Origin of the sequence: Lysinibacillus halotolerans, from assembly GCF_003711845.1 — a bacterium.
Taxonomy (GTDB): domain Bacteria; phylum Bacillota; class Bacilli; order Bacillales_A; family Planococcaceae; genus Ureibacillus; species Ureibacillus halotolerans.
Genome location: NZ_RHLQ01000020.1, coordinates 40,832 through 64,545, shown reverse-complemented (window position 1 = coordinate 64,545; position 23,714 = coordinate 40,832). Strand labels below are relative to the sequence as shown.

Genomic DNA, 23,714 nt, shown 5'->3' with positions numbered 1-23,714 from the left:
TCATTTGCACGTATCACCTTTCATTGCTTGTTTCTCGACAATTCAAGTATATAGAAATCGGTGATTACGTGCTTTTTTATTTATGAAATTTTTTTAAACCCCAACAAATATTATAGAGCCAAAATAAAAAATACCCATATAAACGACCTAAATGTAAGCAATAGGTTGTTTATATGGGCTTTATTTTGTTCAAAAGCAATCTTTAAAAGAAACGTTTTTAGAAGGCAGGAATAGCCGTTTCATCATAATTTTCTTCTAAAAATTTTTTCACTTCTGGACTTGTCATCGCTTCCGCTAATTTTTGGATTGGTTCAGAGTCTACATTATCTTTACGCGCAACTAATGTAATGGCAAAGTCATTTTCCACTCCTTCAGTAAGAAGCGCATCACTTTTCGGCGTTAATCCAAGGGGTGCCGCATAAGCCGGTGTCATAACGACAGCATCTGCATCATCATACATTCTCGCTAACATTAATAAATCGACTTCTTCAAACTTTAAATTTTTTGGATTTTCAATAATATCTGCTTTCGTATAATAATTATCCGTTTTTTCTTTTAATTTTATGATATTATGTTGGGCTAATAAGGATAGTGAACGGTCAACGTTGGAAATGTCATTGGCAATCGCAACAACAGCACCTTCTGGTAACTCTTCGATTGATTTATAATTTTTTGAATACACACCGTAATTGGCAAAGTAAATTGGTTCAACAGAAACTAATTCTGCATCATTGTTTCGGTTGAACTCCTCCATATACGGAACGTGTTGGAAAAAGTTTGCATCTACTTCGCCTGCTGCAAGTGCACTATTCGGTTGGACGTTATCGCTTAATACAACTACTTCAAGTTGAATGCCTTCCTCTTCAAGTTTCGGTTTAACAAGGTCTAAAATTTCCGTCATTGGTGGGATTAATGAAGCTACTTTTAATGTCACTTCTTCCTGCTTTTGCTCTTGTCCACTTTCATTATTTTTTGCTTCATCTGTTTGGCCACAACCAGCCAAAATAAATAAACATACAGTTATAAGGGAAAGCACTTTTTTCATGATTTTTCCTCCAGTAATTATCTTTTATCAATGATTCTCGATAGGTTTGTACCAATAAATTGGATAAGCTGTACAAGTATGACCATTATTATGATCATATAAATCATTAAGTCGGTTTTAAACTGTTGGTATCCGTATCGAATAGCAAAATCCCCTATTCCACCGCCACCAACTACTCCCATGATTGTTGAATAGGAAATAAAACTAATAATCGAAGTAGTTAATCCGAGAACGAGTCCCGAACGAGCTTCTACATAAACAAATTTAAAAATTACTTCTCTAACAGATGCACCCATTGAAATTGCCGCTTCTATAACGCCTTTTGGGACATCCAATAACGATTGTTCGACCAACCGCGCATAATGGGCAATAGCGATTATCGATAGTGGAACAGTTGCTGCAGCCGTTCCAATAGCTGTCCCGATAATGAACCTTGTAAATGGTATTAAAAAGACTACTAATAATAAGAATGGAAAAGAACGGATTGTATTGACTAATAAATTTAACGTCGAGAAAAGCAAACGATTTTCAAGCATATTGCCCTTTCTGCTAAGGAAAAGTAACGTCCCGACTGGGAGACCGATTAGAACGGCTGCTATTATTGAAACCCCTACCATGACAAAGGTTTCCCCAATTGCTTGCCAAATTTCCGATTCATATTGAACTAAAGTATCAAGCATGGTCTATTTCAACATCCTTTGTTAGTTGTTCGACAAAGTATTCTGGGCTATTCTCTTTGCTTAATATCCCTGTGGGTTTACAAATCACCGTGTCATAAATTTCTCCGTCCGCCATGACCGTTACGCGATTACATATACTTCGAATGACTTCCATCTCATGACTGACGATAACAATTGTCACACCTAAACTTTTATTAATATTCTGTAATACCGTTAATATGTCCGCAGTAGTACTAGGGTCTAGGGCAGAGGTTGGCTCATCACATAGTAGAATTTGCGGCTTATTCGCTAATGCTCTTGCTATTGCAACACGCTGTTTTTGGCCGCCACTTAATTGGGAAGGATATTTATCCACTAAACTGTCCAAACCGACAAATTGAAGACATTCCATCACGCGGCTTCTACGTTCTGCCCTTGGATAGTTTGCCAACTCTAAAGGTACAACAACATTATCATAAACGGTTTTATTGGCAACTAGATTAAAATGCTGAAAGATCATTCCAATTGATTTACGAGCTTGTCGAAGTTTTTTCCTATTCATCCTTGTTAATCGTTGACCATTTACTTCTACTTCGCCTTCATCTGGAACTTCCAACAAATTCATCAATCTTAATAAAGTCGATTTACCTGCTCCACTTGCCCCAATGATGCCATGGATTTCTCCCTGATTAATCGTTAAAGAAACTGATTTTACTGCTTGAAATGTTGAAAAGCTTTTTGAAACACGATCTAATTTAAGCATAAAAAAACCCCTTTCTATGATGGGAAGGGTAGTGTCAATTCTTCTCATTATAGCCCAATAAAAGATGGTTGTCATTTCCGTTTAGTTTTCAAAGTAACTAAATACCTGCTCTACTTTTACCTTTTAGTAGTTCAATAATCCATTGTAAATTTATAATGATTTTTGAATAAAATCAAGGTATACATTTATACTAAGTAGGATTTAAAATTCTCTGTTGTAAAAGAGAAAGAAGGGCAAATTATTATGGATACCTTTATTTACTTTTTGCTTTCTATTGCTTTCATCTTTTTATTTATAATAGGTATCTTTTTAGCTAAACAGAATGGCTGGATAGACGTAAGTAATGTTCTATTACTCGTTATCGTAGCTTTGCTCTATGATAACGGAATTCTAGTTTTAGGAAAATTTATAGGGGAAGGCGATTTACTGAAAGCTTTAAATGAACTACGTTATTGGTTGCATGCTTTTGTTACGCCTCTACTTGTACTTTTTGCATGGCATACATTAGTTAATGCCAATATTAAATGGGCATCGAAAAAAATAGTACAGTTTCCCACTCTATTTCTTACACTTTTTTTCATTATCTACGAACTACTCTCACTAGTACCTAACCTCTCTTTAGAGCCTACTTGGAAGAATGGGGTTTTAAGTTATACAAAGAATGAAGAAGGCATTCCTGTTATGATCATTGGCGTATCCACAACATTATTAATCACTTCTATTTTCATTTGGTGGAAACAAAGATGGCCATGGTACTTTGTAGGCATTCTTTCTATGGGAATTGTCCCTATTTTAAATTTCCTTTTGCAAATCGATGCTCCGCATAATATATCTGAATTTCTTTTAATAGTTGCCCTGATTGCAACAAAGGCTTACCAACAAAAAATAGCACTAATACATGAAAAACCCCACCTTTCTTAAAAGGTGGGATTTAAAAATTTATTACTTATTCATTTTATTAAGAAAATCTCCTAATAAACTGTCGAGATCATTTTCCATGTTCGTCCGCTCTTCTTCCACCGCTATCGATTGATGTTGTGTTGCTTTGTCCCAATCAAAGGAGTCCAAATCATCCATCATTTCTACGTGCCCGTCAGTGGATGTTCCTTTAATAGAGTGTATATCGTCATCACCATATGACGTTTCCGTAATGGGCGACTCTTCATATGTCCCTTCTTGTAAATACAAAGCTTCATCTATATCTAAGGAGTTACTATTTAAAGATGATAACAAAGCAGTGGCACGAACAGGATCCATTAAAAGTTGATAAAGTATCGTTCCTAATAGCGCCTCTGAATGCTCATGTTTTAGCCAATCTCGTTGGGATTTGCTTAAGCTATGGGGAAGAGGAATCGTAATCGTTTCCCGTTCCTTCGAAAAGGATTGACCAACCCCTCGCAGGACAAATTCGGCAATTTTACTTGAAAAATTTCGTCTTTCAACTTCCTTTAGCTTTTGTAAATGTTTCAGCAGATGGTCAGGTGTATCAGAAGGGATACGAAAGGAAATGGCTTGTCCCCTTTTTATCTCATTAGAATTTGAGCTTTTCATATGATCACCCTAATTAATTTTTCACAGGCTCTTGAGGTGATTTAGGCTTTTCCATCTTTCGAACAAAATCAGTAATTAGTTTATAATAAGCATTGGCCATCATCCAAATGCTCTCTTTTTCATCTTCAAAAAATTCAATATTATATCCATCTAAATTGTTATTTAAGGTTTTAATATATTCTTTTAATACATTAGCTCCTCCACCAACAAAATAGCAGATTTCTGTTTGAGAATTTTTTTGCCATACATTTCTTAATAAACGATATTGCTTTTTAGCTAGTTCGAGTAAAATTCGGTCTGTAATATCATGGACACTTGTCCGGCTTCCCTTCACCATAATATGGTTCCGATCATTTTTTCTCGTAATAATTTCCACTACATCGCGACGGCTATCTAATTCAATACCATGTTTTGAGCGAATTTCTTCTCTAATTGCCTCTAAAGATTCGGATACACCGAGATTAAACCCTTGTGCTTTATCATCATCCACGTTTCGGTTTTTAATAACAGCAATATCCGTTGATAATCCGCCAATATCTTGGATAATAATTCTTTTATCGATTAAATCTTTATTAATAATTTTTAGTTGATTGTCCATTACTAGATTAATGTAAGCGGCAAATCCTTCTGGGTATATCTTTACTTCATTGAATTTAATATTTACCTTGAATCCTTGATATTTTGGTGTGACAAGAAACTCTACTTGGTGGACAGAACCAACTAGTTTAGAGCGATATCCTGCATCCTTTCCTTCCTTCACTTCACGTAAAGGTAGACCAGTTCCTAGGGTATAGTTTGCATCAATTACATTTTTTGTACGAGGAAAATGGCTAGTATTTTTTTCATTAACTGCATCTAATGCTAACGTTGCAAAAAGCATGACTAATGTTTGATCCTCTTCAGATTTTGCACTTCCTGGATCTAATTCTGTAGCATTGCCACTTTTCGTTGCCAAATGACCAACACGATAGATCGCATTATTTTCTTTCAATGCAGGGGAATGCACTTTAATATGAATTCCTTCCAAAGGATTTTTATTATCTAATTCTTCAATTCCAATTACCGGACGATCTTCCGTGTCAATTGCCATAATATTAGGAATATTCAACTCATACTCTAGCTCTCCAAAAATAGCTTTAATGGAATCATTACCAACATCAACAGCTGCAATTCGAGTGTTCATCATTTAATCATTCCTTTTCATTAGTTTAGTAAAACCTTACTTCTAACTTAAAGGTTATAGGAGATTTCTAAATTCTGCAATTGGCATCACCTAAAAGATATATAACTGTAAACATCTTGTAAACTGTTGTGATTTGTACACATTTCGGTAATCTTTAGTAACAAATTTGTTTACATCCCGCTGTTATCACATGTATACGAGTTTGTTTACATGTATACATAATTGCATACAAATAGTTTACTATTTGTAAACTTGAAAACATTTTTGTAGACGAAACGAATATTGGTATTTTTTTCAAAATAAAAACAACTATCCTTAAGATCAAAAATAAAAACTCAACAATTAGTATCGACTAATTGTTGAGTTTGGCTATTAATTTTGTAAATACTATTTTAAAGGTACCGTAATAGGTTCCATCTTAAATGGTTCTCCTATACGTTCTAATTTGCCGCCATTGCCCGCTTTTTTATTCACATGGACTATTGGCGTAATTGTTATGGAAGTAGCTTGTTCATCAAAGACATTCGTTGTAATACGCGATTTGCTCCATAAAGAATCAAAGTCAGTATTATGACCACCACCTCTATAATGCACAAAGTTATAATTACGTCCCAAATCATCGGATATCACATAGTCGATAGATACACTACGCCATTCTTCCCTCTCTTTAGTAAACAATTCTTCATCAACTTTTTCAGCAAAATAAAGTGTGGTTGAAACCGATGTTTCCGTCAGCTTTGTCACTGAAACCTCTATACCTTCAGCTTCTGTTTTTAAATGCTCTTTTGCAAGATTGAAAGTCTCCCTTTCAAGAGTATTTAACTTAAAATGGAAAGACCAGTTACCTTTCACTGATTGACTTGTATTACTTAAATCAACAATTTCATCTGATTGAAGAGTTATATGCACTTCCTCTGGTCTTGGTCCACGAATCAATTCGTAAATAAATAAAACCGCATACTCATGATCATTTACTTTTTCAACTATATAATTTTCTGAGAACCCGCCATATTTATGCGCATTTTTAAACTCTTCAGCGATAAAATCCCCAAATAAAACAGGCCTTTCCCCTAAATTTTGATTACTCTTTAGCGTGTATGCTACCGTAATATTTTCTCCATCATAAACTGCATCTGTTAATGTAACTTCTACTCCATTACTTTCTTGAGTAATGCCTAATTTTGAAGAAAATTCATCATACTTTTCGAATATATATTCCTCGTCATCATAAAACAGCTCAAAAACGTTCCCGACGATTGGAATGTTTGATGCAAAAGTAGGAAATGAAAAGCCAATTGTAATACTTGAAGCAATTAAAAAGGTAGCTGCAGCGACAAAATTTCTTGTTAAATGCTTTTTTCTTTTTACTTTCAAAACACTCCGTTTAATTCTCTCTTTTTCCAATTCACTCACTTCCATCGGCTCAACATCTATTTCGAAATTTAAACGATTCAATTGCTTATAAAGCTTTTTCATGTCAAAATCCCCCTTAAATAAATCTGTTGTAATCGTTTTTTCCCACGATATAAACGATTATCTATAGCAGCTTTTGACAAACCATGATGTTGGGCTATTTCTTCGTTCTTCATATTTAGAAAATATTTCATCGTTAAAATATCTTGGTCTAACTGATCTAACTTACTAATCATTTTTAGTAATTCCTCAGAAGATGTTTTCATTAAAAATTCTTCTTCTGCTGATTTTACGGAATCGATTGTTTCATCTATCTCGTATAATCGCGGCACTTTATATAACTTTCTTTGTTTATCAATCGCTTTATATTTAGCGATAGTACAAATCCATTTTCTAAAATCCTCCTCATTCCCCTTAAATTGTTTCGCATTCTCAAAGGCCCCTAAAAACGTATCGCTTGTACATTCTTCGATTATTTGAGGATCGTTATAGGATTTTAAAGTGTTATAGATAACCGCTTTTACGATTCCTATATAATTGTCTATTACATAATCTAGTGCTTCTTCGCGCTTTTTCTTTAGATGTTTTATAAAGTTTTCACTTGTCACTTTCATACAAACACCCCTTCTTAAACTATAAGGCCCTACATTTAAAACATCGTTCAAAGCCAAATTTATTCTCAACAATTATTTAAAAGTTTAAAAGAACAGCATGAAAATCCATTAACTATGTATAAAAAGTTATTAAGTTCAAGTTTATATTAAAAAAGGGAATAAAAGTAAAAAAATAGGCTAAATCCTTATCGATTTAGCCTGCTAAATTATATTAAATTGCCGCGCACTACTTTAAATGTTCATTTAAAACATTCTCTTCTAGAACAGCAAATTTATCACCATATATTTTTGTTATATGATTTTCTCCCCAAGAACAAAGGGCATCCAAAATTCCCTTTAAACTCCACCCATACTCACTTAATTCATATTCTACTTTTGGTGGTACTTGATTATATACGATTCGATTAATAACACCATCTTCTTCTAATTCCCGCAATTGTTGTGTTAACATCTTTTGTGTTATGTTCGGCATGAGACGTTTTAATTCATTTGTACGTTTCTTTCCGTGGGTTAAATGACATAAAATAACGCATTTCCACTTCCCACCAATCACTTCTAAAGTAGCTTCTACAGATATATTGTACTTCTTTTGTTGCATACGAAATCCTCCTTATAGGTACTTTAAAGTACCTATAGTACTTTTTTGTTCCTATATCACTTTAAAGTACGTACTTCTCTTTTAAATCTTTTTATCCCATAATAGCATCTGCGGGTTGAAAAGAACATATTCACTTCAGCGCTAAGTGAATCGGGCAACCGTTTTATTAAAATAATTGGGAGGAAAAAATATGTCGTCTATAGATAATAAGCGAAGTACTTTCGCCTTATTAGCCCTTGCAGTAAGTGCATTCGCCATAGGCACTACAGAGTTTATTAGTGTCGGGTTATTGCCTTTAATTGCTGAGGATTTAAATATATCTGTTACTACAGCGGGTTTAACTGTTTCTTTATACGCATTAGGAGTAACATTTGGAGCACCTATTTTAACTTCGGTTACTTCTAGAGTGCCCCGTAAAACTTTATTAATTTGGATTATGATTATATTTATTTTAGGGAATAGTATCGCAGCAGTTGCGACTAACATCGGGGTATTACTAACAGCTCGAGTGATTTCTGCCTTTTCCCATGGAGTTTTCATGTCTATCGGCTCAACAATAGCAGCTGATTTAGTACCAGAAAATAAAAGAGCTAGTGCCATTTCCATTATGTTTACCGGACTGACAGTAGCAACTGTTACAGGAGTTCCTTTTGGGACATTTATCGGCCAACAAATGGGTTGGAGAATCGCCTTTCTCGTTATTGTAGCAATTGGAGTCATTGCCCTTATCGCGAATAGTATTCTCGTGCCATCTGATTTACGAAAAGGGAAGCTTACTAAAATGAAAGACCAATTGAAATTAATTACAAATGGTCGTTTATTACTCATCTTTATTATTACTGCTTTAGGTTATGGAGGAACTTTTGTAGTCTTTACTTATTTAGCTCCATTATTACAAAATGTCACTGGGTTAAAAGAAGATACCGTTGCCGTTATTTTACTTATTTATGGTATAGCCATTGCGATTGGGAATATGGTTGGAGGAAAACTGTCGAACCAAAATCCTATTAAAGCATTATTTTACATGTTTATAATCCAGTCCATTATTCTATTCATTTTGTATTTTACAATCCCTTATAAAGTAGTTGGATTAATTACAATTTTCCTTATGGGACTAATGGCTTTTATGAATGTACCCGGATTACAAGTATATGTCGTCATGCTGGCAGAACGATATGTTCCTTCAGCAGTAGATGTAGCATCAGCTATTAATATTGCTGCATTTAATGCCGGAATCGCACTTGGTTCCTTCTTAGGAGGCCTTGTGACGAACTCTATAGGAATCATTCATACGACTTGGATAGGAGCTCTTATGGTTTTAGCAGCTGTAATGTTAACAGGATATAGCCGTTCACTTGAAAAAAAGACTCCTGGCTGTAATTAAGGTAGCACTTTAAAGTAAAATAAGGAGGTGATATGTAATTCAATTTTATTACATGTTTCATTGAAAATAAAAAAATGGAGGTATATATCATGGTAAAAAATTTACAAGACACAACAACATTGCATAACGGGGTTAAAATGCCTTGGTTTGGACTTGGCGTTTTTAAAGTAGAAGAAGGACCTGAATTAGTAAATGCCGTTAAATACGCTATAAAACACGGTTATCGCAGCATTGATACTGCTGCAATTTATCAAAATGAAGCGGGAGTAGGACAAGCAATCCGTGAAGGAATAGAAGAAGCAGGTATCTCTAGAGAAGACTTATTTATTACTTCTAAAGTATGGAACTCTGATTTAGGATACGAATCTACCCTTGCAGCTTATGAAACAAGTTTAAACAAGCTGGGTCTTGATTATTTAGATTTATACTTAATTCATTGGCCAGTAGAAGGTAAATACAAAGATGCTTGGAGAGCGTTGGAAACTCTTTATAAAGAAGGAAAAGTAAGAGCAATCGGCGTTAGTAACTTCCAAGTGCATCACCTTGAAGATTTACTAAAAGATGCAGAAATTAAACCAATGATTAACCAAGTGGAATATCACCCACGTTTAACACAACTGGAAGTTAAAACGTTCTGCCAAGACAATGGCATTCAATTAGAAGCTTGGTCTCCATTAATGCAAGGTCAATTATTAGATCAACCAGTTTTAAAAGATATAGCGAATAAATATAATAAAACTGTGCCACAAGTCATCTTAAGATGGGACTTACAAAATGGAGTTGTGACAATTCCAAAATCCACAAAAGAGCACCGAATTGTGGAAAATGCTAACATTTTCGACTTTGAACTTACAAATGAGGATATGGAGCTTATTAATAGCTTAAATCAAAATTTACGAGTAGGTCCAGACCCTGATAATTTCGATTTTTAATTCAATTTTTCATTAAAAAAAATGCGCCCGGTTTAAAATACCGAGCGCATTTTTTAATTAGAAAAAATTATGCTATTGAAACAATATTCATTGTATAGACAAACAATCTAACGAATTCACCCTAGTTTTCTTCGAGGAATTTCTGCATATCCTCATCTAAATAAACCCAGCCTTTCCAACCTATATGAATCGTATCACGCATAAAATAAGGATCGTATTCATGGTCGGAATAATCAGCGTAAGTAAATCCGCTCTCACTAATCTGCTGTTTTATACGATTGTAGTAGTCTTGCCGTCCTTTTTGAGGGAAGCCTGTGTAATCATAATACGCTCCATTTACAGGGATAATCACAAAGAGCGGTTTAGCACCAGCTTCTTTAAGAATATCAAGCATTAACTGGAAATCATCGTACTCAAGTGATTCTGCATAGGAATGATCTTTATTCTTTCCTTCCATGCTCTTAATGTAGTGCTTCTTATGATTATACACTTTGTCATCAATATAAAATTCGGAATGTTGTGTCCGTTTCTCGCCATAAGCATCGGCTAGTGCCCTCAGTTCTTCCCATGTTTTGTCCTTTACTTGATCTGACTGATGGCGATTAGTCGGTTTATCTTTCAGAAGAGTGAAATACAAATCCTTTTTCTCAAGCATGGATATATAAGCCTTTGCAGGAACTGATAAAGTATTAAACATTGCTTTTTTATCATTTAAGTAAGCATCATAAAGTTTATAAAGTATCGGGTCGTTCTTAATTGCATTATACGTCATTAGGCGTTCCATTAACTTTCTTTTTACCTGCTCATCCACATCCTTATTGAAAGGAAGCTGGTACGCTTGCAGGGAAGAATAGTTTGGTGCAAAATGCTGTTCATCTGTACCATGCTTTACAAACCATTGCGGCGATACGATGATGACCATCTGCTTGTTCTCCAATTGATCCGCATGCGTTGCAAAGTTTAAATCATGGATAATTGAGGTCATTCCGCCTTTCCCTATTAAATAAGGTGTAAATGCAGCTTCATTCGTTTCAAAATAATTCGATGGATGGAACGGATCCCAACGCGACATTTCAGAAGAACCATAAATTGGAACATACTTTGAATTTTTAAGCATTTCACTTTGTAAATATGTCCCTTGGAACATATTTGGCTCCAAACTAATAGCCGATTCCTCCAAACGATCTGCTGGAATGATGTTAACCAGCCATGATACGGGTACAAATACGACCCCGGCAAACAGGACCAATGCAAGAATGATTGGTCCAAACAAGTACCTCTTCTTCATTATTTCAACTCATTTAAACGATCAACGATAGCATTTGGCGTATTCCATGTATCTCGATCGAACTCCGTAATTGGTACATTGATATTAAGTTGCTCTTGGAATTGAACAAGTAATTCTACTGTCGCAAATGAATCAATCAGTCCTGCTTCGAATATATCCAAATCATGATCTTCTTTCACAACATCATCTTCACAAACTTCTGCAATCACTTGTAGTACTTTCTCTTTAAAATTCATATGTAGATTCTCCTTTTATTGAAATGGTCTGCCAGAAAACAGATAAAAACCGAAACAAACGACATGAAAAGTAATCACAATAGATACTATTGTCATGGCTCTTCCTGTTGGCCAACGTTTATGTTTTTTATTCCAGGTTTCAAAGAAATTAAATCCAGTCATCATTAAAGCATGATATGCTCCATAAATAATGTACTGAATGGCTAATCCATGCCATACACCCATGAGCAAGAACAGCAGGATATAACCTAGATTCGAAACGAGCATTTTATTCTTTATCCATTTTTTCTTCTTCATTAGAAAGACGAAGCGCATGAACACATAATCACGGAACCAGAACGATAGTGACATATGCCATCGGTTCCAGAAATCCTTAATGTTGCGACTTAAAAATGGCTTATTAAAGTTCTCCGGTGACCGAATTCCCATGATATAACTAACTCCGACAGCAAACGCCGTATAGCCGGCAAAATCGAAGAATAGGTACAAGCTATAGCTGTACATATACAATAAATGATAGCTAAATTTACCATCTGCTATATGCTCTAGATTCATAATGAAGTATGAATTGATACTATAGCCGATTATAAATTTATACAAAAAACCTAGGAAAATCTTGTTGATTCCTTTATAAAGCAGTTCTTTGTATTCCTCAGGTGTCCATTGTTTTTCTTCATCCTTCTGGAATCGACGGAAGCGATCAATCGGACCTGATGAAATTGTTGGGTAAAACAACATAAAATGAACAAGCTGGAAAATCGAGAGCTGCTCTTTTATTAATCCATCTCTTGTTTCAATAATGATTTGAACAGCTCGGAATGTCAGGTAGGATATACCTAAAAAGCTCGCCCAGTTATCCACTGCCAAAATCGGCAACACTTTGGATAAAACCAAAGGCAGGATCGACAGTAAACTTACTATATAAAATACGAGGCTGCTATTTTTTGTCTGTCGATAAGAAATATAGCCTTTAATTAGTATTAGCTGAAGGATGGTGAAGGCTAGTAACGAGAAAAAGCCTGAGCCCCCTTCTGAAAATATAATAGCCAATACAACAATGGAGACAAACACATTGTAATACCGGAAGCGCTTGCCCATTGTGCCGAGAATCATCGTCGGCAGCAGTAAGATACCTAAAATGATAAAGAAGAGGAAAGAGCTATACGGAGTCATACAAATACCTCTTCCTTCATTTTCTTACGATCTGCTTTTCCATTGTTCGTCATAGGAAGAGCAGCATAATACATAAACTTACGAGGGATCATATATGCTGGCAATCGCATAGCAAGATCTTTTCGAATAGCAGCTGTTAACATATACTCCTTCTCAAAGTCATGATCCGCTGGTACCACTGCCGCAATTAAATATTCAATTTCCCCGTTTGGTGCATAAGGGATAATAATGGCAGCTTGAATATAATCTGATTGATTAAGGTGGAACTCAATTTCTTCCAGCTCCATTCGATAGCCATGCAGCTTAATTTGATAATCCAGTCTACCTTGGCAGTACACCAACCCGTCTTGAATAAAGCCGACGTCTCCAGTGCGATAGGCGTGCAATCCATCCATAATACCGAATGCTTTTTCTGTAAGTAGTGGCTCACCAAAATAACCTTTTGACACACTTGGCCCCGCAAGGATTAGCTCTCCCTTTTCACCTTCAGGAAGTGGATTTCCTAATTCGTCCACAACAGCAATCCGCATATCGGGTTTTGGATAACCAACCGGCAGTGCTTTCTCTTTTGCAAGCCATTCTTCCGTAATTTCAACAGACGTCACAGCAACAGTTGCTTCTGTAGGCCCATAAGTATTAAAAATCCTCGCTCTTGGGAAGCGTTCTTTCAGTTCTTTCGCTACAGCTAGCGGCAATACTTCTCCACAGAAAAGGAATATCTCAAGCTCAGGAAGCATCTTTTGATTAAAGTCCGGATTTGGAAAACACATTTGCACGAAGGATGGCGTCGATGTCCATATTTGCAAAGCAGAACGACTCAAGTTTTCAAACAAAAGCTTCGGTTTATTGATTACTTCTTTCTCCAAAGCATGAATGGAACCCCCGCTCTGCAGCGCTGGATACAAGTCCATTACAGACAAATCAAATGAAAAAGGTGCTTGATTTAAGAAAACCTTTCCTTGACCTAATGGAAAGTCACCTGTCATCCAATCTGTAAAAGATTGCAAATTTGCTGCAGTTATTTGAACACCCTTTGGATTTCCAGTACTGCCGGATGTATAAATGATATAAAAGACTTCATCAGGCTTGACCCAGTGCTCATTACTAATAAGCTCTTGTTGTTCCAAATCAAGTCCCGACATATGTAAAACAGTAACATTATCAAAATCTAGTTTATTATCTGTTGTATTAATAACCAATCCTGCACTAGATTTTTCTACGATTAGACGTACCCGTTCCATTGGAATGGATGTATCTACGGGTATATAAGGATGGCCAGCCTGTACACAGGCGAGGAACGATACAGGCATATCAATACCCATATGACCATATACAACAACTGGTTTCTGCCGCTCGAGCTGCATAGTATGTATTAAACTTGCTAGTCTGCTGGATCTATCCCAAAGCAGTCTATAATTCAGAACATGGTCCTCTGTACGAAATGCTGTCCGTTCCGGGTTTCTGGCCGCATGCTGTGCAATACGAGTTAAAAGTTTCATTGTATTATCTTCTCCATTTAAAAATCGTTATAAATATAGTTGCCTGTATTTGCCGTATGGAAGCCGTACATCAAGAACAAGGTAACAAGAATTGCTAAATAAAAAAACGTATGCAATGCAAAACGGACACCAGTGTTCGTATATATCTGTTTGATCTTATTCATCTTCTCTCTTCCTTTATTCAAATTTATAGCCGGTTCCAATCACAGTCCGGATATGATGCGATTCACAGCCTAATTTAGCTCTCAGCTTTTTAATATGTGTATCTACAACTCGAATATCACCATCGAAGTCCAAACCCCATACGTGATTTAAAATAGTTTCACGTGATAGGACGTTATTTTTATGCTGAAGCAGGAATACCAGCAATTCATATTCCTTTGGCGTCAATTCTACTTGTTGACCATCAAGCTGAAGCTGATGGGACTTCGTATTAACGATTGCTTCACCGAAGCTGATGATATGACCGGTCGGCAAGTAATGTTCCGTTGCTCGTTTCATTAAAGAATTAGCACGGGCAACTAATACTTTTGGACTGAATGGTTTAGTAACATAATCATCGGCTCCCAGTTCAAACCCATGAATTTTATCATCGTCACTAGATTTTGCTGTCAGCAGAATAATTGGTACACCAGACCCCATTCGAATCTGCTTAGTGACAGCGAATCCATCCATTTGTGGCATCATAATATCGAGAATGACTAAATCCGGAAAAATGGCGTCAAACCAGTCAATTGCACTGCTCCCATTATCCGTCTCATACACTTCCCAGCCGTCCTTTTTGAAATAATCGGCTACAACTTCTCGAATTCTCACTTCATCCTCGACAAGCAATACTTTCTTCCCCATCGTGAATCTTCCTTCCAATTTCTATATATTAACAAGGTTATATGTCTTTCATGTGTCCTTTTAGGCATTTAATCCTATTATTTGAAACGAAAATAGAACCGTACGCCATCCGGCATATTTTCCGCTCCGTAATGGAATCCATGCAAATCAAGAATTTGCTGGACAATTGCCAATCCCAATCCGGTACCGCCGGTCATTCTGCTTCGTGATGATTCAGTCCGATAGAAACGTTTCCAAATCTTATCCAACTGCTCTTCTGGTATTTGCATGCCTTTGTTTTCGATTATAAATACACTGTCACCTTTTTCCTGATCCAATTCGATGCGAATCGCAATAACAGAATTAGGCTCACTGTGCCGAACCGCATTGATAAGGAAATTTTTCATTACTCGTTCCATCCACTCATAATCCGCCAAAATAGGCTGCTCATTCTTCGGCATTATTTCAATGGAGACATTTTTCTCTTTCGCTATACAGAATAATTTATCTGCCAAACCCTCAATCATTTCACTGAGTAGAAAAGATACTTTTCTTAGTTTAATTGCACCGTTCTCCAACTTAGCTAAATCGAGCATATCTTTAATCAGCACTTCCATCTTGTCTGCTTCCTCAATGATTACTTCTATATAATGGTCTTGCTTATCCGGACTGACACCATCCTGAAGCCCTTCAGCGAAGCTTTTGACAATGCTAAGCGGTGTTTTCAATTCATGTGATGCATACTCGAAAAACTCTCGCTGCTCTTTTTCCATCTGCTCACGTTTTTCCATGTCCTCTTTTAGCTTTCCATTGGCTTGTTTCAAATCATTTAATGCAACATTCAAATTTTGCGCCATTATAAGCATATTGTTTGAAAGGCTTCCTAGCTCATCCTTCTGCTTAATCGGCTTCGCCGATGAGAAGTCTAAATGCACCATTTTTTTTGCCATTTCATTTAGCTTAATCAATGGTCTACTAACAAGACGGGAGTAGAATATTGACAGTAACAGAATAAGAAAGATGCCTGCTATTCCGATATAGATATAAAATATTCGTAGCGCTTCATTAGTATCTTTAATTTCCTGAAGAGATGTAACAGAGAACATATATTGAATTTCTCCGTCTTTCTTAAATGGTTCAATTAAAACTAAATTATGTTTTCCACTCCATGGCTCTACCCAGTCACGCTGCATACTTTCTCCATTAGAAAGCTGTTTTATTTGAGCTTCGTCAAGGGGGAACCATTCTAGCAGTGCATCATAGAGAAGTCCTAGTCCCCTATTCGTCACCCCATTCTTTGGTAGAGAAGTGCTTTTTACTTTTCCTTCGATTGTCACTTCATTCTCGCCCGAAGCTTCACCTATGCTAGACGTATCCTTCGTAATAACAGAGGGGTAAATGACCGAAGGAACCATAGCATCTGGCTCTCCTTGTACTATCAATGTATCTCCCTTTGTAATATTCAATGCACGTATCTGTTTTCCGTAATTGATGACGAGTAGGGAAAGCGATACTTCTACAACATTGCCATCTTCTTTTTCCAGCATGATGTTAAAGGGATCCTGGACCAATTGATAACCATCCGCGTCCACAATCGTTAACGGACTTTTAGTCTCTCTCATGTAAGAAAGTGTTTGTTTTGTCAATTCATCTTCGCTCCAGGAATTTTTCTCATACCCTTCTGCTAACTGATGGATGTGCTTTGCTACTTCTTTCGTTTTATAATGTTGATAAAAACGGTCAAAGAATAATAGCTGAAATATCATAATCATGGCATAAAACACCATAAAGAATAAAGCTGTTACAGCGAATAATTTAACCGTGATACCGCGTTTTCTCATGTTATACCCCTTTATTTCATACGAGAGTTTATTAATAACTTAAGCTATAAGTATGTTTTTTGTGTGTCCAAATCCAACCCTTCATATAGTAATCATTTTTTTCAAGTTGTGAAACCTTTTTTTGTACCTAAGCTAAGATTACCCCTGACCAAGAATACCTTGTGTTCAACACAACCAAAGCATTTTGCTAGATGTGTGTACACGAAAACAAAAAAAAGACCGTCTAATAAACGGCCTCCTTTAATATAAATTTAGTTTTAAAATCTTATACTTCCGTCACTATCCCTTAATAAGGAATTCATTCCCGTCCTCATCAACGAAAAGTGCATAACTTCCCCATTGCATTTCATTTAACTCTTCCTTAAATTCAACGCCATTTGCCTTTATTTTTTCATACGTATCCTTAACATTGTCGCAATCAAATACAATTGATGCTTGTTTATTTTCATATCCTTTCATCATGGACTTAGGATAAAGAACGAGGCGACTTTTTGTGTTAGGTGGAGCCACTTCAAGCCACGATGCTTTAGGTCCCATTGGATGTTCTGCAACGACTTCAAACCCTACCTTTTTCGTCCAAAATTCCTTTGCTCTTTCTTGGTCATCCACATATACTGCAACAGTTGCGATATTTGTTATCATTACTTTTCCTCCTTCATAATGTCCCTCTTTATTCTACTAGAAAAAAGCAATTATTCATCTTGTAAAAAATATCTACTGAACTTCTCTAAGCTACTGCTTTTCATTTCTACAAGTATAAAAACAGCACGATTATGTGCTGTTTTTATAGTAAATATATTTAATTCTTTTTTTCATATATCCATGTTTCTGCGAACTCTGGAAAATCAATAAATGGATTCCGGTTTCCTTGTAAATCATAAATAGCAAGGTTTCGGTGTTTTTCATATAAAGACACTGGAAATTTTTGATGCCACTCAAGTAAAACCTTCAGATTCACCAAATGATTGTTAATCGTTCCAGGGTAACGAGCCAAAAAATAGAAGGTAGCCCTTGCAACAATTCCCTTTCCATATTCAGGTTCGAATTTCCCTTCATCTGCCTTCCCGCAGCCTTCCTCAATACCTAATATATGCCCTTCCGGAACATAGTCTGGAAAATCATAATAAGGGCTGTTCCCACGACGGCTGTTACATGTGGGATCACAAGCAAATAAATGATGCAAATCCCCTCTCATTGGCTGACTCTTATCAAACCAAGATTGAGGTACTACATGTTCACAATTTAATGTCACCTCATCGGATAAATGAGTAATAGTCCCACCTGTAGCTTCTAAAATACGTATATCCGCCTCTATAACAGTGAGCGGATCCATCTCTTCCCCCGAATATACGCTTTTAAGTTTCCCATTCTCTTGAAGGTCTACCCATGGATAGACATAACGATGGGGGGAGTAACCTAACTTATTTTGATGTGTTTTTTCTAGTAATTCATGAATATTCTTCCTATCAAATGAGATATTTTTATAGTACGTTTGTTTAATCTCCTTATCCCTATCTTCCTCATAATAAGTCTGGTTATTGCTATACTCTAAATAGACTGCCTTTGCTATGTCCAGTTCTTGTGCCAACATTTCTTTGTTGCTAATTTTCGAATCCTGCGTCAATTCGTTTTCGTTAAACTGTTCTACTACTTGATATGGAATCAAATTCATTTTACGCTCCATTTTTCTCCCTCCCTATAGGATTAAATTGAAGCCAATTCATGATGTTATTAATAGTTTAACAATTCTGTATATTATTTCATAGTAACTTTTGGAGTGTTTCTATCTAGTAGAAAATAGCGATAAAAATAGACTACTAATTGGTTACATGAATATTAACAACCATCCATATAATTAAAGTTCCATTTATAAATTCAAAAAAACAGCACCTCTTCATCATTAAAGAGTGCTGTTATATTTCCATTACATTTGGTTTTAAAGAAGAGCGCTACACACCTCTTTTATTTCCCCAGATGAGTGTATGTAGCTGCGGTAGTACTTTTACGTTCTTTAATTCTTCATCCATCATCACTTGATTAATTAGCATTTGATATTTCTCTAATAAATGGCTAACTAATCGCGTATTGTCTATCGAGGTGATGTCATCATTTCCAACCTGAAGATAAAAAGGAATGGTCGGATATCGGCGATGAACTTCTTTAGCATAATCATAATCCTCTTGGTTAAATATAACGACTTTAAGTGATATATGTTGATTGCTATTTCTACCTCTTAGTCTCTCTAAAATAGTAGAGAGCATAGAGAAATCTGTCATCATTTTAGAACTAGGAGGCTTTGGTGAAATGGTTAGTTCATCGATATCATACAACCAATCTTGCCATTTACTTCCCTGTGTCTCCACGCCAATCTTTATATTATTCTCTTTTAAAAGGGCAACAAGGGCATCCAAATTACGAAGAAGCGCAGGATTTCCTCCTGAAATGGTGACGAATGAAAACCCATTTCCTCCAAGGCGTTTCAACTCAGCCCAAACTTCTTGCGCTGTCATTTGAACGATAAGATGCTTGCCAGTGCCATCCCATGTAAATGCTGAATCGCACCAAGAACAAGAATAATCACAGCCAGCAGTGCGTACAAACATCGTCTTCTGGCCAACTACCATCCCTTCACCTTGAATCGTGGGACCAAAAATCTCTATAATAGGTAATTTACTCAAACTCCATCCACTCCCTTCTTGCCTCAGCATAGCTTGTAGGAGTTTCATACAGCCTGATAAATTCCACACGTGCACCATGATATCGTTGTTCATCGAGCAAGGCTTCCTTCAACTTTTCGTAGATCCAAACGACGATATTCTCTGCAGTCGTATTCATCGGTGGCAATGTCTCGTTTAAATAGTGATGATCTAAATAAATTTCAATTTTTTGTTTCCAAATGTCCTTAATATCCCCAAAATCAATCATGAGACCACGTTCGTCAGTAAACCCACTTAATCCTAAAACAGCACGATACGTATGGCCATGTAAATTTTTGCATTTTCCTTCGTAGTTATGTAAGTGATGAGCAGCATCAAACGTAAACTCTTTGCTTACAAGAACACGTTTCGAATGATATTTTAATTGACTTCTTTGAATGTCTTCATCCATTTTTTGTAGCTTATCAACAATTCTAAAATTAGGCATGTTTTAAAAATTCCCTCCTTGAAAATATCCCCGGAAGTTTTCAAGAGAGGCTCTAACAATCTTTCTATTAAAACGTATGCATTAAACAAAAAAAGCCACGTCCTATATGGACATGGCGAATTGTCATGTTTCCATAGTTTTTTATAGAGGGTATAAGCTATGAACCTCTCCCGTTCAAATCCGGGCATTCTTTTATGAATATAGTATATAAAATTGACAGTAATTTTCAAATAAAAATCCCATATATTTTTTGAACAGGACTTTTAAATTTATTTAGCAATAGAACCCGAACTTACTTGTGATACGGTTCCCCTTTAATTATTCTAAAGCTACGATAAATTTGTTCAACTAATACTAGTTTCATTAGTTGATGGGGAAGGGTCATTTTTCCAAAGCTTAATTTTTCATCCGCGCGTTGTAACACATCTTCATGTAAACCTAGGGAACCACCGATTACGAAGGCGACCTTACTTGTTCCGTATGTCATGAGGGCTTCTAAATCCTTTGCCATTTCTTCTGAAGATTTCATTTTCCCGTTAATCGCTAAGGCAATGACATGCATACCGTCATTGATTTTGGCCAAAATACGCTCGCCTTCTTTTCGTTTCACGATTTCCATTTCGGCGTCGCTTAATTGTTCTGGGGCCTTCTCGTCTGCCACTTCAACTAGTTCCACTTTAGCGTAAGCACCTAATCGTTTCACATATTCTTCAATACCCATCTTCAAATACTTTTCTTTTAACTTTCCGACCGAAATGATCGTGATATTCACAGCTTATCCACCTTTACAAAACATTCATAATCTTATTTCCCAACAATGAGCTTTTTAGTAACCCAGTTCCCTTTATTAGCATTAGACCAGAAAATAAGAGCATTTTCGCTTAAGCTATTATTAGAAAATTTAAATATAAACAATTTATCCACGTTAATATTTCATTTACAAACAACTTATCCACAAAAGTTATGCACATATCCACAAGCTCATTCTACATATTGTGTAAAGTTATTTACTTGATACAACATATGTTGCTTGCTCTTCACAGTAAGAACACTTTGTGGATAACTTTTCATCTTCTGAAAGTTGCTCCATAATCGGAAACTCTTTTGTCTCTGCTACAAGCATATCTAAAGCGTGATTTATATGGGTTTCACAGCTATATGTTTTCATTATTTCATGCCTCCTTAATTTCTGAAATTTCCACAAACTTATTCACAATTTGTTCTATGTTATCCACAAACCATTGTATCAAACAAAAAACGAGTAGGAAAGAAAAGGCTTTTCTTCCACTACTCGTTGTGTAAAACTTTTGTTTGTATTATTTAGTTATCCACAAGTTTTGTTATAAACGATTCAATATTATACACTTGTTCCTTCAGTTAACTTTAATTTTAAATCCACTAATTTTCCTTGACGATATACTTTTAATGATAATGTATCTCCAATGTCCGTTTCGTTGTATAAGTGTTGACGAAGATCGATGGAGTTTTCAATTTTTTGACCGTCCATTTCAACGATAACATCATACTGTTCGATGCCTGCATTATCTGCAGCTGAACCTTGCACTACTTCTGAAACAACGACTCCTGTTGTGACTTCAGCAGGTAATTTTAATGTTTGTTGTTGATAGAATGCTGGTACATCTGTTAAATCTAATAAACCAATACCCATTGTAGGACGTTTTACTTCACCATTACGTTCTAATTCTTCAATAATTGGAATAACTGTATTAATTGGAATAGAGAAGCCTAGTCCCTCAACAGAGGATTCAGCAATTTTCATGGAGTTAATTCCAACTAGTTCTCCAGCTATATTAATTAAGGCACCACCACTGTTACCTGGATTAATCGCTGCATCCGTTTGTAAAACTTCTGTTTCCCAATCTTCATATCCATCTGAGTTTAAATCAACAGGAACGGAACGATCTTTACCAGAAATAACACCCGTTGTGACTGAACCATAAAAATCTAAACCTAATGGGTTCCCAATTGCAATAACAGTTTCCCCTTGTTTTAATACATCTGAGTCACCGAATTTAGCTATTGTTTTTACGTTTTTATTGGAAATTGAAACAACTGCTAAATCTGTCCAAATATCACTACCTACTAACGTTGCCTTCTCTTTTGTACCATCAGCTAACGTTACTTCAAGCTGTTTTGCTCCTTCTACTACGTGGTAATTCGTAATGACATATGCTTTATCACCTTCTGATTTATAGATGACACCCGAACCACTACCAGCTTCTTGTTCTGTCGCTTTTTGATTCCAGAAATCAGTTACTTCTTGAATATTTGTTATTCCTACAACTGCATCAGAAACAGATTCTACTGCCGATGTTATATCTGTTGTTACCTCTGTTGCAGTTTGAGTAACAGTTGATTCTGAAGTAGTTTGGTTGTTGTTTTCGTTCCCTGGAAGTTGATCTGCCATGGACGGCACAAGTAACCAAATAAGTAATGCACCGACGATAATCCCCGCCAGTCCGCTAATAAAATAACCTGCTTTGCTACCAGCCTTTTTATTTGCTCTTCTTCTATTTTCCTCTTCCTGTTCTCTTTTGAGTCGTTCTTGAAGGGGTGAGTAATTTAAATCATTTTGTTCTTGTTGATTTTTTTCTTCATCATTATTGTAGTTCATTCATTCTCAATCCTTTCGTTCTCTTGTTGTCATTATGATACAATTCAAACATTAAAATTACATGAAAATGAAATAAAACAAAATTAAAAAAGAAGATACGACTTTTTTGTCATACCTTCCTGATGAAAAAGATTATACAGTCACAAGCAATGTCGGTTCTTCTGCATCTGTATCATGTAAATGTACATATTCGCCAGCAATAATACCACACGATTGCAATGTTTGTGTAACACTCATTCGCGCTAAATCTTTCATATTATTATCTTTACTTAAATGGGATAAATAAATTTGTGTCGGTTTTTCAAAAACGACTTCACTCATAGCAACGGCAGCATCTTCATTCGATACATGTCCAACATCGCTTAAAATTCGACGTTTTATAGACCAAGGATAACGTCCCATTTGAAGCATTCCAATGTCATGGTTACTTTCAAATACAAAGGAATCCGCCCCCCTTATAATCCCTTTCATCCGATCACTGACATAACCTGTATCTGTGATTAACACTAGTTTTCGATTATTTTCATGGAAAACATAAAACATTGGATCTGCAGCATCGTGGGAAACTGCAAAGGATTCTATATCGATTGAACCAAAGGATTTAACCGTTTCCATATCGAACACAAATCGTTGATCAAGTGGAATTGTACCTACATGCCCATCCATCGCTTGCCATGTTTTTTCATTAGCATAAATCGGTACGTTATATTTTCGAGCTACAACTCCTAAACCTTTAATATGGTCGCTGTGTTCATGTGTTACTAAAATACCCGATAAATTTTTCATATCACGATCAATTTTAGCAAACAGTTGCTCCATCTTTTTGCCACTTAAACCGGCATCGACTAAAAATGCATGTTCATCATTTTCAACATAAATTGCATTTCCAGTACTCCCACTTGCCAAAACACTAAACCGCATATGATAA

Annotated in this window: 26 protein-coding genes and 1 riboswitch; of the genes, 3 read left to right on the top strand and 23 right to left on the bottom strand. The window is 35.9% G+C overall.

What is annotated here, in order from left to right:
• Positions 1-217: 217 nt before the first annotated feature.
• From EC501_RS09745 to EC501_RS09735, 3 genes are read right to left on the bottom strand one after another with little or no spacing between them, the layout of a single operon-like run.
• Positions 218-1,045 carry a MetQ/NlpA family ABC transporter substrate-binding protein gene (locus EC501_RS09745; RefSeq protein WP_122972097.1) on the bottom strand — a complete coding sequence of 276 codons (828 nt, stop codon included), beginning with the start codon at positions 1,043-1,045 and terminating at the stop codon, positions 218-220.
• Between the two features lie 17 nt (positions 1,046-1,062).
• The gene (locus EC501_RS09740; protein ID WP_122972096.1) at positions 1,063-1,725 is read right to left on the bottom strand and encodes a methionine ABC transporter permease; all 663 of its coding nucleotides are present in this window, start codon (positions 1,723-1,725) and stop codon (positions 1,063-1,065) included.
• Positions 1,718-2,467, bottom strand: coding sequence for a methionine ABC transporter ATP-binding protein (locus tag EC501_RS09735; protein ID WP_122972095.1), 750 nt, complete (start codon positions 2,465-2,467; stop codon positions 1,718-1,720). The genes EC501_RS09740 and EC501_RS09735 overlap by 8 nt, the downstream gene beginning before the upstream one ends.
• A 243-nt stretch (positions 2,468-2,710) precedes the next feature.
• Between EC501_RS09735 and EC501_RS09730 the strand changes: the two genes are divergently transcribed.
• Complete coding sequence (locus EC501_RS09730) at positions 2,711-3,388, top strand: hypothetical protein (RefSeq protein ID WP_122972094.1); 678 nt, start codon at positions 2,711-2,713, stop codon at positions 3,386-3,388.
• A gap of 21 nt (positions 3,389-3,409) precedes the next feature.
• Here EC501_RS09730 and EC501_RS09725 read toward each other — a convergent pair whose 3' ends face one another.
• The 5 genes from EC501_RS09725 to EC501_RS09705 form a co-directional block, all read right to left on the bottom strand.
• The gene (locus EC501_RS09725; RefSeq protein WP_122972093.1) at positions 3,410-4,018 is read right to left on the bottom strand and encodes a hypothetical protein; all 609 of its coding nucleotides are present in this window, start codon (positions 4,016-4,018) and stop codon (positions 3,410-3,412) included.
• 13 nt (positions 4,019-4,031) lie between these two features.
• Positions 4,032-5,204, bottom strand: a complete 1,173-nt coding sequence (locus EC501_RS09720) for a ParM/StbA family protein (protein WP_122972092.1) — start codon at positions 5,202-5,204, stop codon at positions 4,032-4,034.
• 384 nt (positions 5,205-5,588) lie between these two features.
• Positions 5,589-6,677 (bottom strand): DUF4179 domain-containing protein, encoded by a 1,089-nt coding sequence (locus tag EC501_RS09715; RefSeq protein WP_122972091.1) that lies wholly within the window; start codon positions 6,675-6,677, stop codon positions 5,589-5,591.
• Positions 6,674-7,228 (bottom strand): sigma-70 family RNA polymerase sigma factor, encoded by a 555-nt coding sequence (locus EC501_RS09710; RefSeq protein ID WP_122972090.1) that lies wholly within the window; start codon positions 7,226-7,228, stop codon positions 6,674-6,676. The genes EC501_RS09715 and EC501_RS09710 overlap by 4 nt, the downstream gene beginning before the upstream one ends.
• 226 nt (positions 7,229-7,454) lie before the next feature.
• Positions 7,455-7,826, bottom strand: a complete 372-nt coding sequence (locus tag EC501_RS09705; protein ID WP_122972089.1) for a winged helix-turn-helix transcriptional regulator — start codon at positions 7,824-7,826, stop codon at positions 7,455-7,457.
• 190 nt (positions 7,827-8,016) lie between these two features.
• Between EC501_RS09705 and EC501_RS09700 the strand changes: the two genes are divergently transcribed.
• Both EC501_RS09700 and EC501_RS09695 read left to right on the top strand, forming a co-directional pair.
• Positions 8,017-9,210 (top strand): MFS transporter, encoded by a 1,194-nt coding sequence (locus tag EC501_RS09700; protein ID WP_122972088.1) that lies wholly within the window; start codon positions 8,017-8,019, stop codon positions 9,208-9,210.
• A gap of 89 nt (positions 9,211-9,299) precedes the next feature.
• A complete protein-coding gene (locus EC501_RS09695) occupies positions 9,300-10,142 on the top strand; it encodes an aldo/keto reductase (RefSeq protein ID WP_122972087.1) in 843 nt (280 codons plus the stop codon).
• Between the two features lie 121 nt (positions 10,143-10,263).
• Here the strand turns inward: EC501_RS09695 and dltD are convergent, their stop codons facing one another.
• From dltD to EC501_RS09620, 15 genes are all read right to left on the bottom strand, one after another.
• Positions 10,264-11,430 carry a D-alanyl-lipoteichoic acid biosynthesis protein DltD gene (gene dltD / locus EC501_RS09690; protein ID WP_122972086.1) on the bottom strand — a complete coding sequence of 389 codons (1,167 nt, stop codon included), beginning with the start codon at positions 11,428-11,430 and terminating at the stop codon, positions 10,264-10,266.
• The gene (dltC, locus tag EC501_RS09685; RefSeq protein WP_122972085.1) at positions 11,430-11,666 is read right to left on the bottom strand and encodes a D-alanine--poly(phosphoribitol) ligase subunit DltC; all 237 of its coding nucleotides are present in this window, start codon (positions 11,664-11,666) and stop codon (positions 11,430-11,432) included. The genes dltD and dltC overlap by 1 nt, the downstream gene beginning before the upstream one ends.
• A gap of 15 nt (positions 11,667-11,681) precedes the next feature.
• Entirely contained in the window at positions 11,682-12,839 is a 1,158-nt protein-coding gene (dltB, locus tag EC501_RS09680) for a D-alanyl-lipoteichoic acid biosynthesis protein DltB (protein ID WP_122972084.1), read from the bottom strand.
• On the bottom strand, positions 12,836-14,338 hold the full coding sequence (gene dltA, locus EC501_RS09675) for a D-alanine--poly(phosphoribitol) ligase subunit DltA (protein WP_122972083.1): 1,503 nt from the start codon (positions 14,336-14,338) through the stop codon (positions 12,836-12,838). Before dltA ends, dltB begins: the two co-directional genes overlap by 4 nt.
• 17 nt (positions 14,339-14,355) lie before the next feature.
• Positions 14,356-14,502 (bottom strand): teichoic acid D-Ala incorporation-associated protein DltX, encoded by a 147-nt coding sequence (locus EC501_RS09670; protein ID WP_122972082.1) that lies wholly within the window; start codon positions 14,500-14,502, stop codon positions 14,356-14,358.
• A gap of 13 nt (positions 14,503-14,515) precedes the next feature.
• Positions 14,516-15,187 carry a response regulator transcription factor gene (locus tag EC501_RS09665; protein WP_122972081.1) on the bottom strand — a complete coding sequence of 224 codons (672 nt, stop codon included), beginning with the start codon at positions 15,185-15,187 and terminating at the stop codon, positions 14,516-14,518.
• A 77-nt stretch (positions 15,188-15,264) separates the two neighbouring features.
• Positions 15,265-17,007 carry a sensor histidine kinase gene (locus EC501_RS09660; protein ID WP_122972080.1) on the bottom strand — a complete coding sequence of 581 codons (1,743 nt, stop codon included), beginning with the start codon at positions 17,005-17,007 and terminating at the stop codon, positions 15,265-15,267.
• A 279-nt stretch (positions 17,008-17,286) separates the two neighbouring features.
• A complete protein-coding gene (locus EC501_RS09655) occupies positions 17,287-17,649 on the bottom strand; it encodes a VOC family protein (RefSeq protein WP_122972079.1) in 363 nt (120 codons plus the stop codon).
• A 157-nt stretch (positions 17,650-17,806) separates the two neighbouring features.
• Complete coding sequence (locus tag EC501_RS09650; protein WP_174232678.1) at positions 17,807-18,598, bottom strand: endonuclease I family protein; 792 nt, start codon at positions 18,596-18,598, stop codon at positions 17,807-17,809.
• A 358-nt stretch (positions 18,599-18,956) separates the two neighbouring features.
• Complete coding sequence (gene queE / locus EC501_RS09645; protein WP_122972078.1) at positions 18,957-19,685, bottom strand: 7-carboxy-7-deazaguanine synthase QueE; 729 nt, start codon at positions 19,683-19,685, stop codon at positions 18,957-18,959.
• Positions 19,678-20,151 carry a 6-carboxytetrahydropterin synthase QueD gene (gene queD / locus EC501_RS09640; RefSeq protein WP_122972077.1) on the bottom strand — a complete coding sequence of 158 codons (474 nt, stop codon included), beginning with the start codon at positions 20,149-20,151 and terminating at the stop codon, positions 19,678-19,680. Before queD ends, queE begins: the two co-directional genes overlap by 8 nt.
• 127 nt (positions 20,152-20,278) lie before the next feature.
• Positions 20,279-20,325: riboswitch (PreQ1 riboswitch) on the bottom strand.
• Between the two features lie 118 nt (positions 20,326-20,443).
• Positions 20,444-20,923, bottom strand: coding sequence for a 23S rRNA (pseudouridine(1915)-N(3))-methyltransferase RlmH (gene rlmH, locus EC501_RS09635; protein ID WP_122972076.1), 480 nt, complete (start codon positions 20,921-20,923; stop codon positions 20,444-20,446).
• Positions 20,924-21,154: 231 nt separating this feature from the next.
• A complete protein-coding gene (locus tag EC501_RS09630; RefSeq protein WP_122972075.1) occupies positions 21,155-21,319 on the bottom strand; it encodes a CxxH/CxxC protein in 165 nt (54 codons plus the stop codon).
• 189 nt (positions 21,320-21,508) lie between these two features.
• Positions 21,509-22,786, bottom strand: coding sequence for a S1C family serine protease (locus tag EC501_RS09625; RefSeq protein WP_122972074.1), 1,278 nt, complete (start codon positions 22,784-22,786; stop codon positions 21,509-21,511).
• A 132-nt stretch (positions 22,787-22,918) separates the two neighbouring features.
• Positions 22,919-23,707, bottom strand: coding sequence for an MBL fold metallo-hydrolase (locus tag EC501_RS09620; protein WP_122972073.1), 789 nt, complete (start codon positions 23,705-23,707; stop codon positions 22,919-22,921).
• Between the last annotated feature and the right edge of the window lie 7 nt (positions 23,708-23,714).

Excerpts from the sequence above, each read along its gene's own strand:
- EC501_RS09745 (WP_122972097.1), bottom strand. The coding sequence starts at position 1,045 with ATGAAAAAAGTGCTTTCCCTTATAACTGTATGTTTATTTATTTTGGCT.
- EC501_RS09740 (WP_122972096.1), bottom strand. The coding sequence starts at position 1,725 with ATGCTTGATACTTTAGTTCAATATGAATCGGAAATTTGGCAAGCAATT.
- EC501_RS09735 (WP_122972095.1), bottom strand. The coding sequence starts at position 2,467 with ATGCTTAAATTAGATCGTGTTTCAAAAAGCTTTTCAACATTTCAAGCA.
- EC501_RS09730 (WP_122972094.1), top strand. The coding sequence starts at position 2,711 with ATGGATACCTTTATTTACTTTTTGCTTTCTATTGCTTTCATCTTTTTA.
- EC501_RS09725 (WP_122972093.1), bottom strand. The coding sequence starts at position 4,018 with ATGAAAAGCTCAAATTCTAATGAGATAAAAAGGGGACAAGCCATTTCC.
- EC501_RS09720 (WP_122972092.1), bottom strand. The coding sequence starts at position 5,204 with ATGATGAACACTCGAATTGCAGCTGTTGATGTTGGTAATGATTCCATT.
- EC501_RS09715 (WP_122972091.1), bottom strand. The coding sequence starts at position 6,677 with ATGAAAAAGCTTTATAAGCAATTGAATCGTTTAAATTTCGAAATAGAT.
- EC501_RS09710 (WP_122972090.1), bottom strand. The coding sequence starts at position 7,228 with ATGAAAGTGACAAGTGAAAACTTTATAAAACATCTAAAGAAAAAGCGC.
- EC501_RS09705 (WP_122972089.1), bottom strand. The coding sequence starts at position 7,826 with ATGCAACAAAAGAAGTACAATATATCTGTAGAAGCTACTTTAGAAGTG.
- EC501_RS09700 (WP_122972088.1), top strand. The coding sequence starts at position 8,017 with ATGTCGTCTATAGATAATAAGCGAAGTACTTTCGCCTTATTAGCCCTT.
- EC501_RS09695 (WP_122972087.1), top strand. The coding sequence starts at position 9,300 with ATGGTAAAAAATTTACAAGACACAACAACATTGCATAACGGGGTTAAA.
- dltD (WP_122972086.1), bottom strand. The coding sequence starts at position 11,430 with ATGAAGAAGAGGTACTTGTTTGGACCAATCATTCTTGCATTGGTCCTG.
- dltC (WP_122972085.1), bottom strand. The coding sequence starts at position 11,666 with ATGAATTTTAAAGAGAAAGTACTACAAGTGATTGCAGAAGTTTGTGAA.
- dltB (WP_122972084.1), bottom strand. The coding sequence starts at position 12,839 with ATGACTCCGTATAGCTCTTTCCTCTTCTTTATCATTTTAGGTATCTTA.
- dltA (WP_122972083.1), bottom strand. The coding sequence starts at position 14,338 with ATGAAACTTTTAACTCGTATTGCACAGCATGCGGCCAGAAACCCGGAA.
- EC501_RS09670 (WP_122972082.1), bottom strand. The coding sequence starts at position 14,502 with ATGAATAAGATCAAACAGATATATACGAACACTGGTGTCCGTTTTGCA.
- EC501_RS09665 (WP_122972081.1), bottom strand. The coding sequence starts at position 15,187 with ATGGGGAAGAAAGTATTGCTTGTCGAGGATGAAGTGAGAATTCGAGAA.
- EC501_RS09660 (WP_122972080.1), bottom strand. The coding sequence starts at position 17,007 with ATGAGAAAACGCGGTATCACGGTTAAATTATTCGCTGTAACAGCTTTA.
- EC501_RS09655 (WP_122972079.1), bottom strand. The coding sequence starts at position 17,649 with ATGATAACAAATATCGCAACTGTTGCAGTATATGTGGATGACCAAGAA.
- EC501_RS09650 (WP_174232678.1), bottom strand. The coding sequence starts at position 18,598 with ATGTTGGCACAAGAACTGGACATAGCAAAGGCAGTCTATTTAGAGTAT.
- queD (WP_122972077.1), bottom strand. The coding sequence starts at position 20,151 with ATGCCTAATTTTAGAATTGTTGATAAGCTACAAAAAATGGATGAAGAC.
- EC501_RS09630 (WP_122972075.1), bottom strand. The coding sequence starts at position 21,319 with ATGAAAACATATAGCTGTGAAACCCATATAAATCACGCTTTAGATATG.
- EC501_RS09625 (WP_122972074.1), bottom strand. The coding sequence starts at position 22,786 with ATGAACTACAATAATGATGAAGAAAAAAATCAACAAGAACAAAATGAT.
- EC501_RS09620 (WP_122972073.1), bottom strand. The coding sequence starts at position 23,707 with ATGCGGTTTAGTGTTTTGGCAAGTGGGAGTACTGGAAATGCAATTTAT.